At 61.1% G+C, this 16057-nt stretch carries 16 protein-coding genes; 10 read left to right on the forward strand and 6 right to left on the reverse strand.

Features of this window, described 5'->3' with window-relative positions; translation table 11 throughout:
* Positions 1–231: 231 nt before the first annotated feature.
* Positions 232–1008: a glutamine amidotransferase gene (locus JK232_RS00490; protein WP_338086284.1), complete on the forward strand. Its 777-nt coding sequence runs from the start codon at positions 232–234 to the stop codon at positions 1006–1008.
* A gap of 65 nt (positions 1009–1073) precedes the next feature.
* Positions 1074–1607 carry a hypothetical protein gene (locus tag JK232_RS00495; protein ID WP_101829106.1) on the forward strand — a complete coding sequence of 178 codons (534 nt, stop codon included), beginning with the start codon at positions 1074–1076 and terminating at the stop codon, positions 1605–1607.
* A 5-nt stretch (positions 1608–1612) separates the two neighbouring features.
* Here the strand turns inward: JK232_RS00495 and JK232_RS00500 are convergent, their stop codons facing one another.
* Positions 1613–2635, reverse strand: coding sequence for a zinc-binding alcohol dehydrogenase family protein (locus tag JK232_RS00500; protein WP_212588641.1), 1023 nt, complete (start codon positions 2633–2635; stop codon positions 1613–1615).
* A gap of 152 nt (positions 2636–2787) precedes the next feature.
* Here JK232_RS00500 and JK232_RS00505 point away from each other — a divergent pair, with 152 nt between their 5' ends.
* Complete coding sequence (locus tag JK232_RS00505; RefSeq protein ID WP_072928580.1) at positions 2788–3714, forward strand: GntR family transcriptional regulator; 927 nt, start codon at positions 2788–2790, stop codon at positions 3712–3714.
* A gap of 272 nt (positions 3715–3986) precedes the next feature.
* Positions 3987–5216, forward strand: coding sequence for an MFS transporter (locus JK232_RS00510; RefSeq protein ID WP_241506134.1), 1230 nt, complete (start codon positions 3987–3989; stop codon positions 5214–5216).
* 28 nt (positions 5217–5244) lie between these two features.
* Here JK232_RS00510 and JK232_RS00515 read toward each other — a convergent pair whose 3' ends face one another.
* The gene (locus tag JK232_RS00515; protein ID WP_101829102.1) at positions 5245–5988 is read right to left on the reverse strand and encodes an ArsR/SmtB family transcription factor; all 744 of its coding nucleotides are present in this window, start codon (positions 5986–5988) and stop codon (positions 5245–5247) included.
* A gap of 77 nt (positions 5989–6065) precedes the next feature.
* On the opposite strand from JK232_RS00515, the gene JK232_RS00520 reads away from it, so the two are divergent.
* A complete protein-coding gene (locus tag JK232_RS00520) occupies positions 6066–7145 on the forward strand; it encodes a cytochrome P450 family protein (RefSeq protein ID WP_212588642.1) in 1080 nt (359 codons plus the stop codon).
* Complete coding sequence (locus JK232_RS00525) at positions 7142–7486, forward strand: antibiotic biosynthesis monooxygenase family protein (protein ID WP_101835178.1); 345 nt, start codon at positions 7142–7144, stop codon at positions 7484–7486. The genes JK232_RS00520 and JK232_RS00525 overlap by 4 nt, the downstream gene beginning before the upstream one ends.
* 33 nt (positions 7487–7519) lie before the next feature.
* Here the strand turns inward: JK232_RS00525 and JK232_RS00530 are convergent, their stop codons facing one another.
* The gene (locus JK232_RS00530; protein ID WP_101829099.1) at positions 7520–8923 is read right to left on the reverse strand and encodes an aminotransferase-like domain-containing protein; all 1404 of its coding nucleotides are present in this window, start codon (positions 8921–8923) and stop codon (positions 7520–7522) included.
* 332 nt (positions 8924–9255) lie between these two features.
* Here JK232_RS00530 and JK232_RS00535 point away from each other — a divergent pair, with 332 nt between their 5' ends.
* From JK232_RS00535 to spy, 4 genes are all read left to right on the forward strand, one after another.
* Positions 9256–10695 carry a cytochrome ubiquinol oxidase subunit I gene (locus JK232_RS00535; protein WP_212588643.1) on the forward strand — a complete coding sequence of 480 codons (1440 nt, stop codon included), beginning with the start codon at positions 9256–9258 and terminating at the stop codon, positions 10693–10695.
* A complete protein-coding gene (gene cydB / locus JK232_RS00540; RefSeq protein ID WP_072928574.1) occupies positions 10695–11705 on the forward strand; it encodes a cytochrome d ubiquinol oxidase subunit II in 1011 nt (336 codons plus the stop codon). Before JK232_RS00535 ends, cydB begins: the two co-directional genes overlap by 1 nt.
* A 9-nt stretch (positions 11706–11714) precedes the next feature.
* Positions 11715–11876 carry a DUF2474 domain-containing protein gene (locus tag JK232_RS00545; RefSeq protein ID WP_394854010.1) on the forward strand — a complete coding sequence of 54 codons (162 nt, stop codon included), beginning with the start codon at positions 11715–11717 and terminating at the stop codon, positions 11874–11876.
* 250 nt (positions 11877–12126) lie between these two features.
* Positions 12127–12636 (forward strand): ATP-independent periplasmic protein-refolding chaperone Spy, encoded by a 510-nt coding sequence (spy, locus tag JK232_RS00550; protein ID WP_072928573.1) that lies wholly within the window; start codon positions 12127–12129, stop codon positions 12634–12636.
* Positions 12637–12798: 162 nt separating this feature from the next.
* On the opposite strand, the gene JK232_RS00555 is transcribed toward spy, so the two are convergent.
* The 3 genes from JK232_RS00555 to JK232_RS00565 form a co-directional block, all read right to left on the reverse strand.
* Positions 12799–13545: a glycosyltransferase family 2 protein gene (locus JK232_RS00555; RefSeq protein WP_072928572.1), complete on the reverse strand. Its 747-nt coding sequence runs from the start codon at positions 13543–13545 to the stop codon at positions 12799–12801.
* A gap of 149 nt (positions 13546–13694) precedes the next feature.
* The gene (locus JK232_RS00560; RefSeq protein WP_317456484.1) at positions 13695–14378 is read right to left on the reverse strand and encodes an ATP-grasp fold amidoligase family protein; all 684 of its coding nucleotides are present in this window, start codon (positions 14376–14378) and stop codon (positions 13695–13697) included.
* A 145-nt stretch (positions 14379–14523) separates the two neighbouring features.
* Entirely contained in the window at positions 14524–15825 is a 1302-nt protein-coding gene (locus JK232_RS00565; protein ID WP_101854990.1) for a flippase, read from the reverse strand.
* Positions 15826–16057: the final 232 nt, after the last annotated feature.

Genomic DNA, 16057 nt, shown 5'->3' on the forward strand with positions numbered 1-16057 from the left:
CACGCGCTAAGCCAAATCAACCGCACGAATTATCAGCAATCCGCAGATAGTGAAACGGTTTGATGAATTATGTCAATAACTTACATAAATATTATTTATTTGTTGAATGCATAGGCGATTAATGACACATTTTTTCCCGTTGAAACGGTTCAACTTTGACTATTATTTACCCTGTCAAGAGACATGCGCATTTCGTGCACTTGGCCGGGCGAGCCCGGAGGGAGAGCAAGGGTGGAAAAAACCAAACAGGTATTGCTGGTCGGTGAAACGTGGGTCAGTGCGGCCACACATTATAAGGGATTTGACCAGTTCGGCAGCGTGACGTTCCACAGCGGCGCGGGGCCGCTGAGCGCCGCGCTGGCAAAGACAGAATTCCAGCTGACGCACCTGCCCGCCCATCAGGCGGTGGAGCAGTTGCCGTTTACCGCAGAGGCGCTGGCCGCGTATGACGCCATTTTGCTGTCAGATATCGGCGCAAGCTCACTGCAACTGCACCCGGACGTCTGGCTGCACGGTAAACCGGTTCCCGACCGGCTGAAATTGCTGCGCAGTTATGTGGAGCAAGGCGGCGCACTGGCGATGTTTGGCGGTTACCTGAGTTTTCAGGGCATTGACGGCAAGGCGCGCTGGCGGCGTACCCCGGTGGAAGAGGTATTGCCGGTGAACTGCCTGCCGTATGACGACCGGCTGGAAGTGCCGGAAGGGTTTTCCGCCGCGGTAGAGCCGTGGGCCGCCGACCACCCAATCCTTGCGGGCGTCCCGGCGGCGTGGCCGTTGCTGCTGGGGGCGAATGAGGTGGAGGTCAAACCGGGCGCGGACGTGCTGGCGCGCCTGCCGGCCGGCCAGGGCGGCCACCCGCTGCTGGTGACGGGCCGCTATGGCCGGGGCCGCACACTGGCCTGGATGTCCGATGTCAGCCCGCACTGGCTGCCGCAATCCTTCATTGACTGGCCCGGTTATGCGACGCTGTTCACCAATATGCTGCGCTGGCTGACGGCCGTGGAGTAACCGCAGCGGCAGAAATTCAACTATCCTTGATGTTTCGGACGTGCTGTTTATCAGGAGTAGTGTGAATGAATATTGCCTGTCTGGGTTGGGGATCGCTGATATGGAAACCGGGCCCGGTGCCGGTAGCAGGCGAATGGTACACGGATGGCCCCGAGGTACCGATTGAGTTTTCACGGGTGGGGGATGGCGGCGAGCTGGCCACGGCAGTCTGTTTTACCGCGCCGCCGGTGCCGGTGTTCTGGTCGCTGCTGACCACCTCTTCCCTGGCAGAAGCGTGTGACGCCCTGCGCGAACGGGAGCAGATCCCCGCTGCCCGGCGTGACGGCATCGGGCTGATGTTCACCGCCGGTGACCCGGAAGGGCTGCTGCCCGCCTGGGCGGCCGCACGCAACATTGACGCCGTGATCTGGACGGCCCTGCCGCCGAAAATCGACGGGAGCGAAGGGCGCATCCCGTCGCGTGACGAGGCCCTCGCCTACCTCAGCAGCCTGACGGGCGAGACGCGCGACCACGCCATGAACTATATTGAGCAGGTGCCGCCGCAACTCGACACCCCCTACCGGCGGGCGATCCGCCGCCAACTGGGCTGGGGCGGCTGACCGGCTCAGAACCGCACGATCCCTTTAATCAGCGCGCGGTTGCCGATCACGCGCGTGTCAAACTCCTCAGCCAGGCTGGAAAACTGGAAATGGTGGGTCAGCATGATGCCGGGGTGCAGGGTGCCGGCCGCCATTAACGCGCTGACGTTGGCAAAATCCTCCCGCGTGGCGTTACGGCTGCCCATCACTGTCGCTTCCCGCTTATGGAATTCCGGGTCGGCTATCTCCAGCATGCCTTTGTGCAACCCGACAAACACCACGCTGCCGCCGTGGCGGATTAGCGTGACCGCCCCGTTCATCGCCTGCGGGCTGCCGGTGGCATCAATCACCGTTTCCGGCAGCAGGCCGCCCAATGCACCCCGCAGGTGCGCCTGAAACGCGGCATCCATCGGGTTGAGGGCCGGTAACCCCAGCACCTGCGTGACATGCGCCCGCCGTTCTGCGCTGGTGTCACTGACCACCACCTGCGCGCCGTCTGCGTCGGCAATCGCCGCCACCCCCAGCCCGATCGGCCCCGCCCCGCTCACCAGTACCGCCTGCCCCGACCGCAGCGCCGCCCGCCGCACCGCATGGGCGCTGATGGCAAACGGCTCCAGCAGGGCGGCGGCTTCCGGGTTGAGATCGCCCACCGGCAGCAGGTTGCTCACCGGCACGCTGATAAACTCGCAAAATGCGCCGTCCTGATGCACGCCAATCACTGAAATACGTTCACAACAGTTAGGCTTGCCGCCGGCACAGGCCGGGCAGGTGCCGCAGGCCAGATAGGGGATCAGCGCCACGCGCTGGCCGGGGCGGAATTCCGTGACGTTGTCACCTGTTTCAACAATCTCCCCGCACACTTCGTGGCCGAGCACCCGCGGGTAACTGAAAAACGGCTGGTTACCGGCCCAGGCGTGGATGTCCGTGCCGCAAATGCCGACAGCCAGCACCCGCAGCAGGGCCTCACCGGGTGCCGGCCGTGGGACATCGCGCCGGCTATAGCACAGGGCTTTGGGTTCGGGGCAAATCAGGGCAGTCATCTGGTGCATGGTGTCTCTCTCCATTACGGCGTGTTATGTTTCCTTTTAGTGAAATTCAGCATTAATTTGTTACATAATCTCGGCAAATGTGAAATAGCGCCGACTATTGTGTTTTAAAGTGGGTTTTAATGGGCGGCCGTACCCTGCACCGAGGTGCCGCCATGAGCCGACCGCAACACCTGCGACAGAGTGTCATCAACCAGATGCTTGACGGCATCACCAAGGGCCACCTGCCCTCCCCGCTGCCCTCCCAGGCGGCATTGGCCGAACTCTATAACATCAGCCGCACCACCGTGCGCCATACGCTGGACTACCTGCAACAGCGCGGCATCCTGGCGCGGCGTGCCGGGCAGTTCTGCATTGCGCGCGCACCGGCCGGGGATGAAGGCTTCCAGCCGGGGCCGACGCCGGATGCTGAACAGGCCGGGCGGGTGGAAGCCGCGTTCCATGAGATGATCCGCCAGCGGCAGTTGCGCCCCGGCGACGCGGTCAGTGAAGTCCAGCTGGCCAAAAGCGCCGCGGTAAGTGCCGGCACGGTGCATGATTTTCTGCTGCGTTTCAGCCGCTACGGCCTGCTGGAGGCCGCCGGGCGCGGCGAATGGCTGATGAAACCCTTTGACCAGGCGTACGCCGAGAACCTGTTTGAATTGCGCGAGATGCTGGAAACCCACGCGCTGCAACGTTTCCTGACGTTACCGGCCAACGACCCGCGCTGGATGCAGGCGCGGGACCTGCTGACCCGCCACCGCCAACTGCACACCATGATGGACGATCACTACCGCCGCTTTGCCGGGCTGGACCGCGAACTGCACGCGCTGATCATGTCCGCTGCCGATAACCCCTTCTTTAACCAGACGCTGGAGATCATCTCGGTGATTTTCCACTTCCACTACCAGTGGGATGAGCACCACCTGAAACAGCGCAATATCGTCGCCACCGAGGAGCATATGGCGCTGCTGCTGGCGCTGATCTGCCGCAATGACCAGGAGGCGATGCGTGAGCTGCGCGCCCATCTGGCCACGGCCCGCCGCACCATGAGCGAGGCGATCCGCGGCCAGCGCACACTGGATCAGCGAAAAACCGGCTAGCGGCGGCGGAATAAAACCCGGTTAAAAACCGAAAACGTTTACCCGCTGCACGGTTTGGCACCAAACCGCAGCGGCCTGTGTGCGGCGCTGGCTAGGCTCTGGGGGTCTGCTGCCTGACCGGCAGCCTTTCCCCTCAGGAGCCTGCAATGGAAAAAACCCGTGAGTTAACCGGTGACGCGGTGCGCGGTGCGCGCCCGGCAATTACCCTGCCCCCGCTTGATGCCGCTGCGCCGCCGCGCAGCACCCGCCTCAAACGCATCCAGACCACGGCGATGGTGATGCTGTTTCTGGCGGCGGTGATCAACTACCTCGACCGCAGCTCGCTGTCGGTGGCGAACATGACCATCCGCGGTGAGATGGGGCTGAGCGGCACCGAGATCGGCGTGCTGCTCTCCGCCTTTTCGCTGGCCTATGGGCTGGCGCAACTGCCGTGCGGCCCGCTGCTGGATCGCAAAGGGCCGCGCATTATGCTCGGGCTGGGCATGTTTGTCTGGTCACTGTTCCAGGCACTCTCCGGGCTGGTGAACAGCTTCACCCAGTTTGTGCTGGTGCGCATCGGGCTGGGGATTGGCGAAGCGCCGATGAACCCGTGCGGCGTGAAAGTGATCAATGACTGGTTCAACATCCGCCACCGCGGCACGCCGATGGGCATTTTCAATGCGGCGTCCACCATCGGGCTGGCCATCAGCCCGCCGATCCTTGCGGCCATGATGCTGCTGATTGGCTGGCGCGGCATGTTTATCACCATCGGCGTGCTGGGGATCGCGCTCTCGCTCGGCTGGTATGCGCTTTACCGCAACCGCCCGTCGGTCTCCCTCACGGCTGACGAGCAGGCGTACCTCAATGACGGCAGCATCAGCACCCGGCAGGACCCGCTGAGCATGGCCGAATGGCGCGGGCTGTTCCGCAACCGCACCATGTGGGGCATGATGCTCGGCTTCAGCGGCATCAACTACACCGCCTGGCTCTACCTCGCCTGGCTGCCGGGGTATTTGCAGAATACCTACCAGCTTGACCTGAAGAGCACCGGCCTGTACGCCGCCATCCCGTTCCTGTTCGGTGCGGCCGGGATGCTGTGCAACGGCGTGGTCACCGATTTCCTGGTGCGGCGCGGCATGGCCCCGGTCAAAAGCCGGAAAATCTGCATCGCCTCCGGCATGTTCCTCTCGGCCGCGTTCACCGCCGTGGTGGTACAGGCGGAGACCACCGGCGTGGCGGTGCTGCTGATCGGCATGGCGCTGTTCTGCATCCACTTTGCCGGCACCTCCTGCTGGGGGCTGATTCATGTCGCGGTGGCCTCACGCATGACCGCCTCAGTCGGCAGCATCCAGAACTTCGCCAGCTTTATCTTTGCCTCGTTCGCCCCGGTGGTGACCGGCTGGATCCTCGACACCACCCACTCCTTCAGCCTGGCGCTCAGCATCTGTGCCGGGGTGACGGTGCTCGGTGCGCTCTCCTACCTGTTTATCGTGCGCGACCCGATCACCGACGCCCAGCCGTAAGCGGGCGCGGCCGCCACGCGCGCTGCGTTTACCGGTGCGCGGATGCCGGAAGCGCGCCCAGGTGGCGGGCCACCGCCTGCCGCCCGGCGGCGGTCAGCGTCAGCGCCCGGCTGTCGAGGTGGCGCTGCACCCAGCGCCGCTGCTCAAAAAGCTGCAACAGTTGCGCGCCCAGTGCGCCTGCCAGGTGGCCGCGGCGCTCGCTCCAGTCCAGGCAGTAACAGGCCGTTGGCAGAGGCGGCGGCGTCAGGGCAAGGCCCATCCGCTGTAACCCTGCCTGCCCGGCCTCACTCAGTTGGTAGTGCCCATCCCCCGTCAGCCAGCCCAGCGCCAGAAACCGGTCATGCAGATGCACCCCCAGCGTGCCGGCCATGTGGTGGTAACAGGTACGGGCGAAACGCAGGGCGGGCGGCGTGGAGGAGCGCACCGTGGCACCGCCGCCGGCCAGCCCCATCAGCCCTTCCAGCATCCGGGCCACCGGCGCCCCGGCCAGCCGGAAGTAGCGGTAGCGGCCCTGCTTTACCATGGTCACCAGATGCTGTTCCGTGAGCCGGGCCAGGTGCGCACTGGCGGTGGAGGCGGCAATACCGGCGACCGTGCCGAGCTCGGTGGCGGTATAGGCGCGGCCGTCCATCAGCAGGCAGAGCATCGCCGCCCGGCTGCTGTCGGCCACCGCCGCGGCCAGCGCGGCCAGATGGTGCTCCAGCGGCAGCGCATCCGCCTGGGGCGAAGCGGGGTCAGCTGCTGTTTCATAAGGTATCGTTTCATAAGGCATAGTTCGGTTCCTGACGAAGTATGGCGGTCGGCACTACTTTACGCTGGGTTTCTCCTTGCTGACCAATGGAAATCATCATGACACGTTGCCCTTTTCTCCCTTCAGACCCGATCGCGGCGGTAACGCACCCTGACCCCCTCACGGTGTACCGGCAACTGGCCGGAACCGGGCCGCTGGGCGCTTTCCCGCCGTTTGCGGCAGTGACCCTGTCACCGGCACTGGCCGCGGCGGCGCTGACCCACCCGCTGCTGGGCGTACGCCCGCCGGATGCACCGGTGCCCCCGGCTTTGCAGGACAGCGCCGCCGGTACGGTATTTGCTGCGCTGGTGAGAATGCGTGACGGCGCGGCCCATGCCCCGCTGAAAGCGGCCCTCTCCGCTGCACTGGAGAGTATCCCGGCAGAGAGTGTCGCCGCCACGGCCCGGCGGCTGGCCGGGCAACTGGCCAGGGATCTGCCGCTGCTGCCCGCCGCCCTGACCCGCTTCTGTTATGCCTTGCCGGTGTGCGTGATCGCGGACTTCATCGGCCTGCCGCCGGTGTGCCGGACCGCACTGGTGGACGAGGTGCTGGCGCTGGTGCGCTGCATTGCGCCGGGCGGCACGCCGGAACAGCTGGCGGCAGGAAGCCGGGCCGCAGAGGCTCTGCTGGCACGCATGGCGCACTGCACACCCGGCCCGCTGTGGCAGGCGCTGGCAACGGCCTGTGAACGGGAAGGCATCACTGACCGCGCGCAGGTGCCGCTCAATCTGGTCGGGCTGCTGTTTCAGGCGTGCGAAGGCACCGCCGGGCTGATTGGCCAGAGTATGCAGGGGGAAGGCACACCCGCCGCCCGGCTCGCCCAGGTATTGCGGGACACCCCGCCGATCCAGAACACCCGGCGGGTGGCGCAGGCGGATACCGTGCTGGGCGGCGCGTTGCTGAGCAAAGGCGATCAGGTACTGGTGGTGCTGGGCGCGCCGGACGCCGCCGGCACGCTGGCGTTTGGTGCGGGTGCACACGCCTGCCCCGGCCGCCACTGGGCAATGGCGATTGCCGAAGCCGCCGTGGCGCACCTGCTGGCGTGCCCGGCGCAGCGCCTGCATACCGCAGCCTGTCACTGGCGGGTTTCCGCCAATGCGCGCGTACCTGAATTTATTGCCCTGGGAGATGCACCATGATTGCCGTGATTTTTGAACTTTACGCCATGCCGGGCAAAACCGACGCCTATCTGCACCGGGCAGCCCAACTGAAGCCGCTGCTGGCGGACATTGACGGGTTTATTTCGATTGAGCGCTTCCAGAGCCTCGCTGACCCCGGCAAACTGCTGGCGCTCTCGTTCTGGCGTGATGAGGAAGCGGTACGGCAGTGGCGTAACCTGGAGGCGCACCGGCAGGCGCAGGCCGCCGGGCGGCACGCGCTGCTGGCGGATTACCGGCTGCGCGTGGCGGAGGTGGTACGCGACTACGGCAAAACGGCACGCAGCGAGGCCCCCACAGACAGCCGCGGCCGCCACGGCTGAGCACCCTGCCCGCGCGCGGCCCCTTTGCCCCCCTTACAGTGCCCGCACCAGCGCCCCGAGGGTGTCAATCGCCTGCTGGTGGCGGGCATCCCAGGCAAAAGAGCTGTTGAGGCGCAGGCCGTCACGGAACTGGTCGCCGGTGGTGAACATATGCCCCGGCGCAATGCTGATGCCCTGGGCCAGCGCCCGGCGGTACAGCGTCCCGGCGTCGCGGCCGTTGCCGAGCGTCAGCCAGAGGAAATAGCCGCCTTCCGGGCGGCTGATGCTCACCTCGTCCGGGAACGCCTGCTGGATGCCGCGGTACATCGCCATCTGGCGCAGCTCAAGCTGGCGGCGCAGCCGCCGGAGGTGGGTTTCATAACCGCTCTGGTGCAGGTAATCCGCCAGCGCCAGTTGGGTCGGTACGCTGGCCGAGAGGGTGCTCATCAGTTGCAGGCGCTGGATTTTGGCGGCATAGGGGCCGGCCGCCACCCAACCGACGCGGAAACCGGGTGCCAGGCACTTGGAGAATGAGGAGCAGTGCAGCACCGTGCGGCCGTCCGGGTCAAAGGCGCGCAGCGGCGGCGGGCGCGACGGGCCAAAATAGAGCTCGCTGTAGACGTCATCCTCGATCAGCGCGATCTCCCGTTCCGCCAGCATCGCCACCAGCTGCTGCTTTTTGGCACGCGGCAGCGTGGCCCCCAACGGGTTCTGGAAATTCGACATCAGCCAACAGGCGCGGATCGGGTAGCGCGCCAGCGCATCCGCCAGCGCGTCAAGGTCGATGCCGGTCTGCACATCCGTCGGGATCGCCACCGCTTTCAGTTGCCGCCGCTCAATCGCCTGTAACACCCCGTAAAACGCCGGGGACTCGATGGCCACCCAGTCGCCCGGTTCCGTCACCGCCTGCAGGCTCAGCCCCAGTGACTCCATCGCCCCGGAGGTGATCACGATGTCATCCGGGGCGACCGCAATCCCCTGCTGGGCGTAGCGCTGGGCGATGCTGCGGCGCAGATCCTCATTGCCGGGCGGCAGGTTGGCCACGGCGCTGGAGGCGGACATCCGCCGCACTGCGCTGGCCAGGGAGCGCGCCAGCCGCGGCTGCGGGAACAGGGTGGCGTCCGGGAAGGCGGAACCAAACGGCACGATCGCCGGGTCCTGCGCGGCCTGCAACATATCAAAAATCGCGTCGTTGATATCGACCTGCTCCGACAGGTGCAGCGTGCGGCCGCTTTCCGGCAAGGTGCTGGGCCGGACGGCCACGTAATAGCCGGACTGCGGGCGCGCCACCACCCAGCCCTGGCTCTCCAGCAACTGGTACGCCTGCAACACCGTCATCAGGCTCAGGCCGGACTGGGCGCAGCTTTCACGCAGCGAGGGGAGCTTGTCACCCGGCAGCCAGACCTGGGATTGGATCTGGCGGCGCAGGCGTTGGGCGAGGTCTTCATAGCGGGTCATGGCGGCATCCTGAAACTGTTATAGGCTTTTTATACCAAACTGTGACTATTATAGTCACCCCCTCCCTGTTTTACTGCTTACCCCGCCCAGGCGTTCCCGCTTTGCCGCAGGAATGCCTGGGGTGTGCTATACCTGTTGCAGGTTAACGGAGATTAACTCTTTCCTTTGCGGGGAGATCGTTCCCTGCTTACGCATATTTTTGCACTATCATGCCGGGATATTTACCGTCAGCACGCTGCTGTGGCGCTCTCGCACGGATGGCCGCACCCTCCCCAGGCAGCCCTGCGGTTCCGGTTTTTCAGGCGTTTTTTGTTGGGCAATACGAGGTGGCTATGTTGGGTTTAGATGCATTCGAACTGGCCCGTATCCAGTTCGCGTTTACCGTGTCATTCCATATTATTTTTCCGGCGATCACCATTGGGCTGGCCAGTTTCCTGGCTGTGCTGGAAGCCTGCTGGCTGAAAACCCATAACACGACTTACCGTGACCTTTATCACTTCTGGCTGAAGATTTTTGCGGTTAACTTCGGCATGGGCGTGGTCTCCGGGCTGGTGATGGCCTATCAGTTCGGGACCAACTGGAGCGGCTTCTCCGCCTATGCCGGCAGCATCACCGGGCCGCTGCTCACCTATGAGGTGCTCACCGCCTTCTTCCTGGAAGCGGGCTTCCTCGGGGTGATGATGTTCGGCTGGAACCGCGTCGGGCCGGGGCTGCACTTCTTCTCTACCTGCATGGTGGCGCTCGGCACGCTGATGTCCACCTTCTGGATCCTCGCCTCCAACAGTTTTATGCATACCCCGCAAGGGTATGAGATTGTGGATGGCCAGCTTATCCCGGTGGACTGGTTCAAAGTGGTGTTTAACCCGTCATTCCCTTACCGCCTGCTGCATATGGCGACGGCGGCCTTCCTGGCGTCGGCGTTCTTTGTCGGTGCGTCCGGCGCGTGGCACCTGCTGCGCGGCAACAACACCCCGACCGTGCGCAAAATGTTCTCCATGGCGATGTGGATGGCGCTGATTGTCGCGCCGATCCAGGCGATGATTGGCGATGCCCACGGGCTGAATACCCTGAAGTACCAGCCGGCGAAAATTGCCGCGATAGAGGGCCACTGGGAAAACCCGAAAGATGAGGCGACGCCGCTGATTCTGTTTGGCCTGCCGGACATGGAAGAGGAGCGCACCAAATACGCGGTGGAAATCCCCTACCTCGGCAGCCTGATTCTGACCCACAGCCTGACTGAGCAGATCCCGGCGCTGAAATCCTTCCCGCCGGACCAGCGCCCCAACTCCACCATTATTTTCTGGTCATTCCGCATCATGGTGGCGATGGGGCTGCTGATGATCACCGCCGGGGTGTGGAGCCTGTGGCTGCGCTGGCGCGGCAAGCTGTTTTTGACCCGCCCTTTCCACCGCTTTGTGCTGCTGATGGGCCCCTCCGGGCTGATTGCGATCCTCGCCGGCTGGTTTACCACGGAGATCGGCCGCCAGCCCTGGGTGGTGTATGGCCTGCTGCGCACCCGTGACGCGGTTTCCGGCCACGGCACGCTGCATATGTCATTAAGCCTGCTGGCCTTCCTGCTGGTCTACTGCTCGGTGTTCGGCATTGGGCTGGTGTACCTGCTGAAGCTGATTGGCCGCGGGCCGCAACCGTTTGTTGCCCATACCCCGCCGGAAGGCGGGCCGGGCCAGCCACGCACCCCGGCGCGGCCGCTCTCGGCAGCCGATGAGTCGCTGGAACACCCCAGCAAAGACGCCCTGCGGAGGAACAAATAATGGGTATCGATCTCTCTTTGATCTGGTTTGTGATCATCGTCTTCAGCATCCTGATGTATGTGGTGATGGATGGCTTTGACCTCGGTATCGGTTTGCTCTACCCGATGGTGCCGGCCAGCCATGACCGTGACGTGATGATGAATACCGTGGCCCCGGTGTGGGACGGCAACGAAACCTGGCTGGTGATGGGCGGGGCCGGGCTGTTCGGCGCGTTTCCGCTGGCCTACGCGGTGATCCTCGACGCGCTGGCGATCCCGCTGACGATTATGCTGATCGGGCTGATTTTCCGCGGCGTGGCGTTTGAGTTCCGCTTTAAGGCGTCAGAGTCGCACCGCGCCTTCTGGGACAAATCCTTTATCGCCGGCTCCTTTATCGCCACCTTCTCGCAGGGAGTGGTGCTGGGGGCGTTTTTAAACGGCTTCCCGGTAGAGAACCGCACCTGGGTCGGCAGCGTGTTTGACTGGATAACGCCATTCTCGCTGTTCTGCGGCGTCGGGCTGGTGGTGGCCTATGCGCTGCTGGGGTGCAGCTGGCTGATTATCAAAACTGAAGGGCCGCTGCTGGGCACCATGCGCCGCCTCTCCCGGCCGTTGCTGATTGCGCTGCTGGTGGTGATCGCGATTGTCAGTGTCTGGACGCCGCTCAGCTACCCGGCGATTTCAGAACGCTGGTTCACGCTGCCGGATCTCTTCTTCTTCCTGCCGGTGCCGGTGCTGGTGGTGCTGGCCGCCTGGGGGCTGTGGCATACCGCACATAACCCCAATGCCCACTACGCGCCCTTTATCCTGACGCTGGCGCTGGTGTTCCTGGGCTTCAGCGGCCTGGGCATCAGCATCTGGCCGAACCTGATCCCGCCGGACATCAGCTTCCGCGCCGCGGCCTCCCCGCCGCAGAGCCAGGGCTTTATGCTGGTGGGCGCGCTGTTTATCATCCCGCTGATCCTGGTCTACACCTTCTGGAGCTACTATGTGTTCCGCGGCAAAATCAAACCGGAACACGGCTATCATTAAGGAGCCTTCATGCCGAGAATTGAACGCATGACCGAAAAAAGCCCGCCCCAGCCGCTGTGGCGGCGGGTGCTGTGGCTGGTGATCATCTGGGGCGGCAGTGTGCTGGCGCTGTTTGTGGTCGCCTCGCTGTTCCGCCTGCTGATGACGGCGGCCGGGATGCGCAGCCACTGATTTCTCTTTCTGCCCGGCGGCGCACATGGTAATGTGGCGCCGCCCTTCTCCACACTTCCTCCTTGATTCCCTTTTCCTCACACTTTGTTAGCGCTCTCTCCATAATCCCTTCATTTTCGTTCATTTTTTGCGTTTTCCGCTTTAACAGTTTTACAGTAACTCGCAGTACTATGCATTCAGGCGCGTAGACTTACCTTCGTCAACACAACGGCGCTGACCCGCCGACCGAACAATAAATGAGGTATGAATTATGCGTAAACTTACTGCCCTGGCTTTAGCGTCTACCCTGGCTTTTGGTTCTGTGTCTCTGGCATTCGCGGCGGACAGCACCCCCGCCGCGGCCGCGCCGGCTGAGCACGGTAAGATGTTGCAGCATAAAGGCCCGCGCCACGCTGACCCGTTTGCCGGCCTGAACCTGACCGAGCAGCAGCGCACCCAGATGCGTGACCTGATGAAACAGGAGCGTGCAGCGCACCCTCGCGGCGAGGGCAAAGCCCACATGGAGCAACTGCATACGCTGGTGGCGTCTGACAGCTTCGACGAAGCCAAGGCCAAAGCGGAAATTGATGCCCTGACCAAAGCGCGCGCCGACCAGATGCTGTCGCGGATGCGTATTGAGAACAAGATGTACAACCTGCTGACCCCGGAGCAGAAAAAGCAGTTCAACGAGAACCATCAGAAACGCGTTGAAAAAATGGCCGAGCGCCATGCCCAGCGCGCCGCACAGCATGACCAGGCAAAGACACACACAGCTGAGTAAGCGGTATTGCGGGGCGGCCGTCTTGGCTGCCCCTTCCGCGCGCCGGGCATGGCAACATGCCCGGTTTTTTTATGCCTGTTACCCGCCCCCACCATGCAAAACGCCCCGCAGGTTTCCCGGCGGGGCGTTTTTCGCGGCAGCACCAGGCTGCCCGCGTTAAGACTAGACGCTGCGCTTCATGGCATGAGCCAGAGAAGAGAGGTAGTAATAAAAAGACTTATAATAAGGCAGACGCAGGTAGTCACGGTAAATCCGCCACTGCCAGCCGGTAAAATTGTTTTTGCTGAGAAAGCTCTGGCGCGGTGAAATACGGCAATAGGCCAGGGTTTCCGGCACACAATAGGCCATCGTGCCTTTGGCACGTTTCAGCAGGGAGAGCCACATCAGGTACTCCTGGTGCGGCACATTCTCCAGGTACACTTTACCCAGCTTGGCCTGGTTATACATACCGGTGATATCGGCGATGCGGTGGCCCCGCAGCAGATCACGGTAGGTAATAATCTCCTGGCTTTTATAAGTTTTAGCCAGTTTCGTCACGCTGGTGAGGAAGGTGGCGTAGTGTGAGCACACCATGTCATAGCGTTTGGTTTGCAGGATATTGACCTGGGTGAACAATTTGTTCTTTTCCCAGATGGCATCGCTGTCACAGAAGGCAATAAATTCCCCTGCTGCCATATCAATACCCATATTAATCGTTTCAGCACGACCCAGGCGACGCTCATTACGGTAATAGGTGACCCGCGGATCATTGGTGAAACGCTGAACTATTTCCCCGGTCGCGTCAGTTGACGCATCATCAATAATATAAAGATGAAAATTGGTATACGTCTGGGACAATACGCTGGCAATCGCGTATTCAATATAATCTGCTGTGTTAAAGGCAGGCATTACCACTGATACTTTTTCCATATATCCTCACTTATTACCTGATAACGACACCAACCTGCCCCCGGACCGGCATCAGACAGCACAGCCCTTGGTTATACGCCGTCAGTTATCTGGTTTAATTTGAAACGGTTTTTTGTTATCTGTTATGTTTCAACCCCCCGTGCTTCGCATTAATCCGTAAAATAACTCCCCCATTCACGTTGTACTGTACGCGGCCAGATACGGCAGAGGCCGGCTCCCGGAGTAAACGTCAGCTCGCCGAAATAGATTTTGCTGCCGACGGAATAAAAATCGATACGCACATAAGAGAACTGGCTGGCAATGGTTTTCGCCAGAACGAGCATCTCGTCGAGCTTTTCCGGGCGCGGCATCGGCTCCGGGTTGTTCTTCAGCCCCATACGGATCTCGGTGCGGTTCCACTCTTCGTCGAACACATCGCGGCGGTGCAGGCCATAACGCTGATAATCCACCTGGATAAAGATGCGCATCTGCCCGTCTTTATTAAAGCAGTGGAATTTCAGGTCGTTAGGCACCTGGCCGTCAACCTGCAACAGTTCTTCGAAGATTAGGCCCGGCTTAATCCCCTGGTAGTGGCGCTCTTTGTTGGAGAGATACCAGTTGGAATCCATCCAGGTTGAGGCCTGCTCATACAGGGTTTCGTAGGTGATCTTGCTCTTGTCGAACACGATACTGTTGAACCCGCACCCGTGGTTTGCTTTCATCACAAAGGAGTTCGGCAAACTTTTGTAGAGTTCATAGGTCATTTCCGTGGTGGTGGCATACACCGGGATCAGGTACTGCTCCCCCAGCACCGCGGCGATGTAATCACGCACCTTAATTTTGTCGGCCAGCAAGGTATAAATCTTCTTCGGCCAGATATTCCGAATCAGAATTTTTTCACTAAACAGTTCCGGACGCGTTATGTTGGCCTGCTTCTTAAACACCCGCGCATAATTCAGCTGGTGAAAAATTGGGTCAGGCAGATTGCGATAAATTCTCTTAGCTAAATTTCTTAACATAACTTTTCACCTTTCTGTTTACTACAGGAATACTTTGGTAGCACGTCAGCTGCAGTACAGTAATTTTCCCTTTACGGAAGAAGATATTAAACAAAAAGAACGATAAAAATTCCGCAACCAGCGTCGACATCGCCGCACCGGCGATGCCATAACGTGGAATCAGCATCCAGTTGAGTGCAATATTGACCAACGCTACCAGCGGCATTTTAAAAGCAATAAAACGATAACCGGAATACAGCACCATGACCCGCATGGACAATGTCCCCAATACCGAGCAGAGCGCGGTAAAGGTACAGAGCGGCACAATGGCCGAGGCTTCGCTGAAGCCCGCGCCGAACAGCATGGTCAGCAGCTGTCCGCCGAAGAGTAAATAAAACCCGACAATCGGCAGCATGACGATAAGAATAATCAGGAAAAGCATCCGGATCATGTCAGCCTGCTCGTCGGCGTCACGTGCACCGACGACGGTGGCCATCAGCGAGGTGATCAGCGCCATCGGCACAAAAGTCCAGGCGTAGCAGAGCGTGGTCGCCGCGCTGTAAAGCCCTACCGCGTGGGCGCCGACCATACTCTCCAGCATCACCTGGTCAATACGGGTATAAATCACAATCGACAACGCCGAGAGTGAGAGCGGCAGCCCCACCACCATCAGGTAACGGGAGTAGCGATCGGTCAGCGCACGGGACGCAGGCATCTGCGCCGGGGCCGGGTGCTCACGCATAAACATCGCACGGCGGATCAGGTAAGGCACGGCGCTGCTGAGGATGTACGGCATGACGAACCACACCAGCGACAACTCATACTTCACCATCGCCACCCGCACCAGAATGGCCAGCAGCAGCACCCCGTTATTGATAAAGGTGTTGCGTTTGGAGTTCAGGGTCGCGTCGTAATAGATTTTGAAGACGTCCTGGATCTGGAAATAGGAGCTTATCAGCACCAGTACCAGCATCACGAAAGGCGTCCATTCCAGATACCACCAGCCCCACATCAGCAGGATGGCACTGGTGACGGTAAACCAGCGTGCACGCAGGCGCGCAGAGGCCAGCATCAGCCGGATGCCGCTTTGCGGGTTACGCGCAATGCGGTTAAACAGGATATTGTCGGCACCCATCTGAATCAGGGGAACGGTGATAGCGACAATAGAGAGTAAATAACTGATGGTACCAAATTGTGCCGGTTGCAAATAACGCGCCACATAAATGGAAATAAATACACCCGAGAAGCCAAACAACACTCGTTCCGCGATTAGCCAACACGCATTAATGATTACAGGCTTCATGTCATTTCCTAACGGAAGTCACGCCACGCCAATTATTGGCAGTTACTTGATTTAGCGAAAGATATTATCCGGCAGGATGGGCCGGATAATATCCAGATTCATCGCTATTTTTCCAGCCGGCATCCATTCCTGAGAGGCCGAAAACCCATAGGGTTATCTGCCTCTTAACGCAAATTCATCATCAACAGGTCATACCTTCATTGCAAATAACAATTAATAAAACAACCAGGTG

The organism is Nissabacter archeti (assembly GCF_018257325.1).
Taxonomy (GTDB): Bacteria; Pseudomonadota; Gammaproteobacteria; order Enterobacterales; family Enterobacteriaceae; genus Chimaeribacter; species Chimaeribacter arupi.

Coding starts and splice junctions, on each gene's coding strand:
- JK232_RS00495 (WP_101829106.1), top strand. CDS start 1,074: ATGAATATTGCCTGTCTGGGTTGGGGATCGCTGATATGGAAACCGGGC.
- JK232_RS00500 (WP_212588641.1), bottom strand. CDS start 2,635: ATGCACCAGATGACTGCCCTGATTTGCCCCGAACCCAAAGCCCTGTGC.
- JK232_RS00505 (WP_072928580.1), top strand. CDS start 2,788: ATGAGCCGACCGCAACACCTGCGACAGAGTGTCATCAACCAGATGCTT.
- JK232_RS00510 (WP_241506134.1), top strand. CDS start 3,987: ATGGTGATGCTGTTTCTGGCGGCGGTGATCAACTACCTCGACCGCAGC.
- JK232_RS00515 (WP_101829102.1), bottom strand. CDS start 5,988: ATGCCTTATGAAACGATACCTTATGAAACAGCAGCTGACCCCGCTTCG.
- JK232_RS00520 (WP_212588642.1), top strand. CDS start 6,066: ATGACACGTTGCCCTTTTCTCCCTTCAGACCCGATCGCGGCGGTAACG.
- JK232_RS00525 (WP_101835178.1), top strand. CDS start 7,142: ATGATTGCCGTGATTTTTGAACTTTACGCCATGCCGGGCAAAACCGAC.
- JK232_RS00530 (WP_101829099.1), bottom strand. CDS start 8,923: ATGACCCGCTATGAAGACCTCGCCCAACGCCTGCGCCGCCAGATCCAA.
- JK232_RS00535 (WP_212588643.1), top strand. CDS start 9,256: ATGTTGGGTTTAGATGCATTCGAACTGGCCCGTATCCAGTTCGCGTTT.
- cydB (WP_072928574.1), top strand. CDS start 10,695: ATGGGTATCGATCTCTCTTTGATCTGGTTTGTGATCATCGTCTTCAGC.
- JK232_RS00545 (WP_394854010.1), top strand. CDS start 11,715: ATGCCGAGAATTGAACGCATGACCGAAAAAAGCCCGCCCCAGCCGCTG.
- spy (WP_072928573.1), top strand. CDS start 12,127: ATGCGTAAACTTACTGCCCTGGCTTTAGCGTCTACCCTGGCTTTTGGT.
- JK232_RS00555 (WP_072928572.1), bottom strand. CDS start 13,545: ATGGAAAAAGTATCAGTGGTAATGCCTGCCTTTAACACAGCAGATTAT.
- JK232_RS00565 (WP_101854990.1), bottom strand. CDS start 15,825: ATGAAGCCTGTAATCATTAATGCGTGTTGGCTAATCGCGGAACGAGTG.